The sequence below is a fragment of the Rhizobium sp. TBD182 genome, from assembly GCF_001950375.1.
Taxonomy (GTDB): domain Bacteria; phylum Pseudomonadota; class Alphaproteobacteria; order Rhizobiales; family Rhizobiaceae; genus Agrobacterium; species Agrobacterium tumefaciens.
In genome coordinates this window covers 885,892-891,891 of record NZ_BDLN01000001.1, presented here as the reverse complement: position 1 = coordinate 891,891, position 6,000 = coordinate 885,892, and the positions used below count along the sequence as shown (strand labels likewise).

Sequence of the window (6,000 nt, the reverse complement as noted above, 5' to 3'; positions counted from 1 at the left end):
CCCGGGGAACCCGTAAATCACGCTGTCCAGCGCTGAATGTCACCGCTTTCGCCGATCATGGCCAAACCATGGGCAATCGAGAGCAACTCGCCGCCGGTTTCGATCCGGTCCGCGTCGAAACGACGGGTGAAAAGCTCGCGCACCGCCGGCACGAAGGAGGTGCCGCCGGTGAGGAACACCTTGTCGATTGCCTCAGGCGCGACTTGCGTCTTCTCCAGAACCTCGTCCAGCGCGCCCTCGATCTTGGCGAGGTCGTCGGCGATCCAGTTGTTGAAGTCGCTGCGCTTGACCATTTTGCGGCCGGCCCTGCCGAGCGGCGCGAAGTTGAATTCCGCTTCTTCGGCCGAGGAAAGCGCCATCTTGGTGGCGGAAATCGACTGATAAAGCGGATAACCCTCGTCATGCTCCACGAGATCGATGAAGAGTTCGAGCTTGTCCGGCTCCAGCGCCGAGCGCACCAGCGATTTCAGATCGGTGAATTCCTTCGAGGTCTTGAAGATCGACAGCTGGTTCCAGCGACCGAAATTCACGTAGTAGCCGGAAGGCACGTCCAGCACCTTGTCGAAGCTCTTGAACTTGCTGCCCTTGCCGATTTCCGGCGAAACCAGATTGTCGATCATGCGGAAGTCGAAATGGTCACCGGCGACACCGACGCCGGAATGGCCGATGGGGGTGGCGGAAAGCTTGCCGGCATGGCTCTCGAAGCGGATCAGCGAATAGTCGGTGGTGCCGCCGCCGAAATCCGCCACCAGCACATTGGCGTCCTTCTTCAGGCTCTGGGCGAAATAATAGGCGGCCGCCACCGGCTCGTAGACATAGTGGATTTCCGGAAAACCGGCACGCGTCAGCGCTTCGTTGTAGCGGGAGAGCGCCAGCGTCTCATCCGGATTGCTGCCGGCGAAACGCACGGGGCGACCGGCGATGACGGTCGAGACGTCGCTTGGCCACTCTGCGCCCGCATAGGTTTTCAGCTTGCGCAGGAACACGTCCATCAAATCCTCGAAGCTCTGGCGCTTGGCGAAGATCAACGTGCCCTGGAAGAGCGGCGAGGCCGCAAATGTCTTGATCGACTGCAGGAAGCGGCAATCGCCCGCATTGTCGATGAATTGCCTGATGGCAGCGTGGCCCGCTTCCACGTGCAGGGCAGCCGCACCAAGGCCCGAATCCTTCATGAAGGAGAGCGCGGTGCGCATGCTGTCATCCGTGCCCGCGCTGCTGGTAAACTGCATGGAGCGGCTTTCGCCGCCGCCGTCGGAAAGAGCCATGACCGTGTTGGTCGTGCCGAAATCGAGGCCCAGTGCCCGCTTTTGCGTCATCGCCATATCCTTGTCGCCGATAGAAATGCTCGCCCGGCCCAAAGGCGGCCCGGCGTGAGAATAAGGGACGCATTTGGCATCCCGATGTCAGAGGAGGGCGGTTGATTGCACAGGCCCGGCAGAATGGCAAGCGCCACTTCTCGGTTTATTAAAACATTAGAATAAAGTAATTTTCCGTTATAAATACAGTTTCGCCATGCAAATTAAATATTTTTTCGCAATCGCAAAGTATAAATAAAGGCTATATCCTCAGGGAGCTTTCTTAATTGTAGCTGTCGCGTTGTAACCCGGAAGTCCAGATGTCCCGCAAGCAGGCATGTTCCGCCCTCCAAGATGTGCCGCCCGGGCCGGAGGTCCTCATTCGCGGCGACGTGGAAATTTTCCATTCCCAGCTTATGAACCTCATGGCGTCATCGCAGCAGGGTTATGCCCTTTTCGATGGCAGTGATGAGTTGCGCTTTGCCAATGCGGCCTTCCGCGAGGCGCTGGGCATGGCTCCGGACGGTTTTCCGAACTGGATGGAGCTGATGCGCGGCGGGTATCGCAGCTCGACAGGAACGGCGGTCGAAACCACCGATTTCGAACTGTGGTTGCGCTCGGCGCGGACTAGGCGCGGCAAGTTGCCTTACCGCACCATCGAAACCAGCCTGAACGATGGACGCTGGATGCTGACGACGGAAACGACGCTGCCGGGCGGCTGGATGTTGTGTGTCGTGACCGATGTGTCCGAGCTTGGCATCCAGTTGCGCGATCTGCGGCAGGAGCGCGACAGGGCGCTGAAATCGGCGCTGAGCGACGAACTCACGGGCCTCGGCAACCGCCGCTATGCCATGGATATCCTCAACCAGATGCTTGGCCCCAACAAGGCGCAGGCGCTTGCGGTGATCATCATGGATATCGACCACTTCAAGGCGGTGAACGACCGTTTCGGGCATGCCTGCGGCGATCTCGTCCTTAAGGATTTCGCCACCCGGCTTTCCGCCGCGATCGGCCGGGACGATCTGGTGGGGCGGATCGGCGGTGAGGAGTTTTTGCTCGTTCTCAGCGGGTCGCGAATGCTGAGCGCGGAAAGCACCATGCAGAAGCTGCTGGCGACGTTGACCGAGGCATCGCCGCTGAGCGATGTGCCGGATTTCCGTTACAGCTGTTCGGCCGGCATTGCCTTTGCCGATCCCGGCGAGAGCGCGAGCGATGTGCTGCGCCGCGCCGACACGGCACTCTACGAAGCCAAGAATACCGGCAGAAACCGCTTCGTAGTCTACGGAGCGGCCTCTTGACCGCTCCGGCGTGTAACCGGCGTCAGTTCGATTTCGCCGCGCCGCCATCCACCCGCAGCATTGTGCCGGTGATGTAGCTTGCCGGAACCGAGCAGAGGAAAGCCCCGGCGGCGGCGAATTCTTCCACCGTGCCAAGCCTGCCTGCCGGAATGCTCTTGACCGAAGCCTCGCGGATTTCCTCCATGCTTTTACCCAGGCGCTTGGCATTGGCGCCATCCAGCTCGTCGATGCGGTCGGTATGGATGCGGCCGGGCAGAAGAAGGTTGGAGGTGATGCCGAAACCGGCCACTTCGCTCGACAATGTCTTGCTCCAGCCCACCAGCGCCCCACGCAGCGTGTTGGAGAGCGCCAGATTGGGGATGGGTTCGAACACGCCGGAGGAGGCAACGGTCAGGATGCGGCCAAAGCCCTGTTCCTTCATCTGCGGCAGCAGCGCATTGGTGAGCGTGATGACGCGCAGCACCATCGACTGGAAGAAGCTCTCCAGCTTCTCTGTCGTGATCTCCTGCGCAAGACCCGGCGTCGGGCCACCGGTGTTGTTGACGAGAATGTCAATGCCGCCGAGCTTGTCGTTCACGGCCTGAACCATGGCCTCGACGAAATTGTCGTCGCCAAGATCGCCCCGCACCCAGTCGGCCTTGCCCTTGCCGAGTGCATTGATCGTCTTGCAGTTCGCGTCCAGCTTTTCGCTGCTTCTGCCAACGAGAAGAACATTCACGCCTTCATTCGCCAGCGCTGTGGCGATGCCCAGCCCAAGGCCGCGAGAGGAGGCGAGAACGAGGGCGCGTTTGCCGGAAATGCCGAGATCCATGGGTTTTGTCCTGTCTTGTTTGCAGCAGATCAAAGAATCGAAGCGTGACTACAGGCGAAAACCGTCCACAGTTTTCGCTATCCCGCTCCATCTGTGCTGTTTATAGGAAGGCGGCGCCCGCTTTTGAAGGTTAAATACGCGTCATGACCGAACAATCTCTGCTGAAATTCTCAATTGCCATCACGGTTCTTCTGGCCGCGTTCGGCATTGGTGCAGGCCTGTTTTCCGGCTCTTTCGCGGTGGTGTTCGATGGCGTTTATGCCCTGACGGATGCCTTCATGACGGTGCTGGCGCTGCTGGTGGCGCGGCTGATCGCGGCTTCCGCCGCCCCACGGCACGGTGGCCGGCTGGCAGAGCGTTTCACCATGGGCTTCTGGCATCTGGAGCCGATGGTCCTCGGCCTCAACGGCACGCTTTTGATGGGCGCTGCGATCTATGCCCTGATCAACGCCATCGACAGCCTGATGGACGGCGGCAGATCGATCGAGTTCGATTACGCCATCATCGTCACCTTCGTCAGCTTTGCCGTTTCGCTCATCATGGCATGGTTCGTCAAACGCCAGAACCGCAGACTGAAATCGGCCTTCGTGGCGCTGGACGCCAAAAGCTGGCTGATGAGCGCGCTCCTGAGCGCAGCCCTGTTCCTCGCCTTCGCCGTCGGCTACGGGCTGACGGGAACGGCGCATCAGTGGATCGCGCCCTATATCGACCCCGCCGTTCTGGCGCTGGTCTGCCTCATCATCATTCCCATGCCGCTCGGCAATGTGAAGCAGGCGCTCGCCGACATCCTTCTGGTGACGCCGTTTGAATTCAAGCAGCATGTGGACAGGGTAGCGGCCGAGACCGTCGAAAAATTCGGCTTCGCCTCGCACTATTCCTATGTCGCCCGCGTGGGGCGAGGCCGCCAGATCGAACTCTTCTTCATCGTCCCGAAAAACTGGCCACCCCGGCGTCTCGAAGAATGGGACGCGATCCGCGACGAGATCGGCGATGCACTCGGCGGCGAGGGGACGGATCGGTGGCTGACGATTGTGTTTACGACGGATGAGGAATGGGCGGTTTGATGCGGATAATGCCATGCGTCGGCCTGGCGCAGTTTAATTTGACTGTAGATGATAAAATCCACTTCCGCCTCTAGCGGCTTCGCACTTGATGGCGTATCGAAGCGCCTCTCTACGCAAGCGTCGAGCCAGCTAGGCCTCATAAGCTGAGTAGAAAAGGAGCACGTGATGAAGATAGTCTACACGATCGGTTACGAGGGTACTGATATCGAACGTTTCGTGGAGACGCTCACCACTGTCGGTGTCGAAGTTGTCGCTGACGTCCGAGCAGTTCCACTGTCTCGAAAGAAGGGCTTCTCGAAGAATTCGTTACGAGAACATCTGGAATCCGCTGGGATCAAATACCTAGCCATGCAAGAGCTTGGAGATCCGAAGGAGGGAAGAGAGGCGGCTAAAGCAGGGAATTTTGACAGTTTCAGGACAATCTATAGCGCGCACGTTGATAAATCAGAATGCGCCGCTGCTGTTGAAAAGCTCGTGGCGCTGTCTGAAGAAAAGGCTGTCTGCCTTCTCTGTTTTGAACGCGATCCGAAAACTTGTCATCGATTCATCGTGGGAGAGCGGATGAGTGTCTTTGGCTACGAAATGGTTCATCTTTTTGGAGACGACGCAACTCGCTATCTTCGAAATAAGTCTAAGATGCCGAAGCGGTCACAACCTCCGTCTAGAACAGTTCTGTCTGCATCTGATGTGGCGGGTAGATCAAGCTGATAATCAGCCACTGATCCTGAAACCGATGTTGGTTTCCCATTAACAACATTAAATCTTTTGAAGGTATCTTCTTCTCAAGTTGGTCACGGAAGTGCTGCTCCCAACCGTCACCGTGCGAACGATGACAATTCCAGTATAGTGCCCCGATTTCCCAATCTACGAGTTTGTGCTTGAATACCTTTGCAGTAGCGCCTTCATGGCATTCGTATCTGTAGTAGAAATCGAACGGCAATTTCCTAAGAGTTCTGATCGACCGCTTATCATCGTCGTCGAAGAGACCACCTTGCTTCTGTTCCTGCACAAGCTTTGCCAACTCGTCGTCAGTCCATTCAGGGTCGGACACACGTTCAATTTCAAGGCCTATGATGCGTGTAGGCCTTAGTATGGCCAGTGAGAGACGGCCCGCAGAGCGATCGGCCTCGATGTCATCAAAGTGCGGATAGACTTTGATAGGTGACAACAGGCGTCTCCGTTCAGCCCAATCTTTGCCAGGCGCGACTACTTCGCCTCCGTTGATTGTATCGACTTTAATGGTGAAGCTTTCTGGTCTATGGTCTTTCTTAGCTTTCTCGACTTTGGCCTTGATCCACTGCCATTTTTTGAACTGCTGATCCTTTGCGATTAGGCGAAATGGTACAGGGAATAGGCGTACAAGCTTACCGCTCTCGTCCATTCCGGCTACGCAGGTTGTCTCCGCGTACTTACCGCTCGGTGAAGGATAGGTCTTGCAGAGGATGAGAATGCGGGTGTCTACAATCGTCATCGTATATTCCGGGGGCGGATTTGCCCGTGAATCACCTTAGATGCTTGTGATTGCGCCACCA

The 6,000-nt window shown here is 57.6% G+C and carries 6 protein-coding genes; 3 read left to right on the top strand and 3 right to left on the bottom strand.

What is annotated here, in order from left to right; genetic code table 11:
• Nucleotides 1-17 precede the first annotated feature (17 nt).
• Nucleotides 18-1,316, bottom strand: coding sequence for an Hsp70 family protein (locus T18_RS04475; protein ID WP_038492736.1), 1,299 nt, complete (start codon nucleotides 1,314-1,316; stop codon nucleotides 18-20).
• Nucleotides 1,317-1,615: 299 nt separating this feature from the next.
• On the opposite strand from T18_RS04475, the gene T18_RS04470 reads away from it, so the two are divergent.
• Nucleotides 1,616-2,593, top strand: a complete 978-nt coding sequence (locus T18_RS04470; protein ID WP_038490403.1) for a sensor domain-containing diguanylate cyclase — start codon at nucleotides 1,616-1,618, stop codon at nucleotides 2,591-2,593.
• Nucleotides 2,594-2,615: 22 nt separating this feature from the next.
• Here T18_RS04470 and T18_RS04465 read toward each other — a convergent pair whose 3' ends face one another.
• The gene (locus T18_RS04465) at nucleotides 2,616-3,404 is read right to left on the bottom strand and encodes an SDR family oxidoreductase (RefSeq protein WP_013635763.1); all 789 of its coding nucleotides are present in this window, start codon (nucleotides 3,402-3,404) and stop codon (nucleotides 2,616-2,618) included.
• 143 nt (nucleotides 3,405-3,547) lie between these two features.
• Between T18_RS04465 and T18_RS04460 the strand changes: the two genes are divergently transcribed.
• The gene (locus T18_RS04460; RefSeq protein WP_038490406.1) at nucleotides 3,548-4,468 is read left to right on the top strand and encodes a cation diffusion facilitator family transporter; all 921 of its coding nucleotides are present in this window, start codon (nucleotides 3,548-3,550) and stop codon (nucleotides 4,466-4,468) included.
• 165 nt (nucleotides 4,469-4,633) lie between these two features.
• A complete protein-coding gene (locus T18_RS04455) occupies nucleotides 4,634-5,176 on the top strand; it encodes a DUF488 family protein (RefSeq protein WP_075807494.1) in 543 nt (180 codons plus the stop codon).
• On the opposite strand, the gene T18_RS04450 is transcribed toward T18_RS04455, so the two are convergent.
• Nucleotides 5,130-5,939, bottom strand: coding sequence for a hypothetical protein (locus tag T18_RS04450; RefSeq protein WP_025592878.1), 810 nt, complete (start codon nucleotides 5,937-5,939; stop codon nucleotides 5,130-5,132). The two genes, T18_RS04455 and T18_RS04450, sit on opposite strands and share 47 nt — an antisense overlap.
• Nucleotides 5,940-6,000 lie beyond the last annotated feature (61 nt).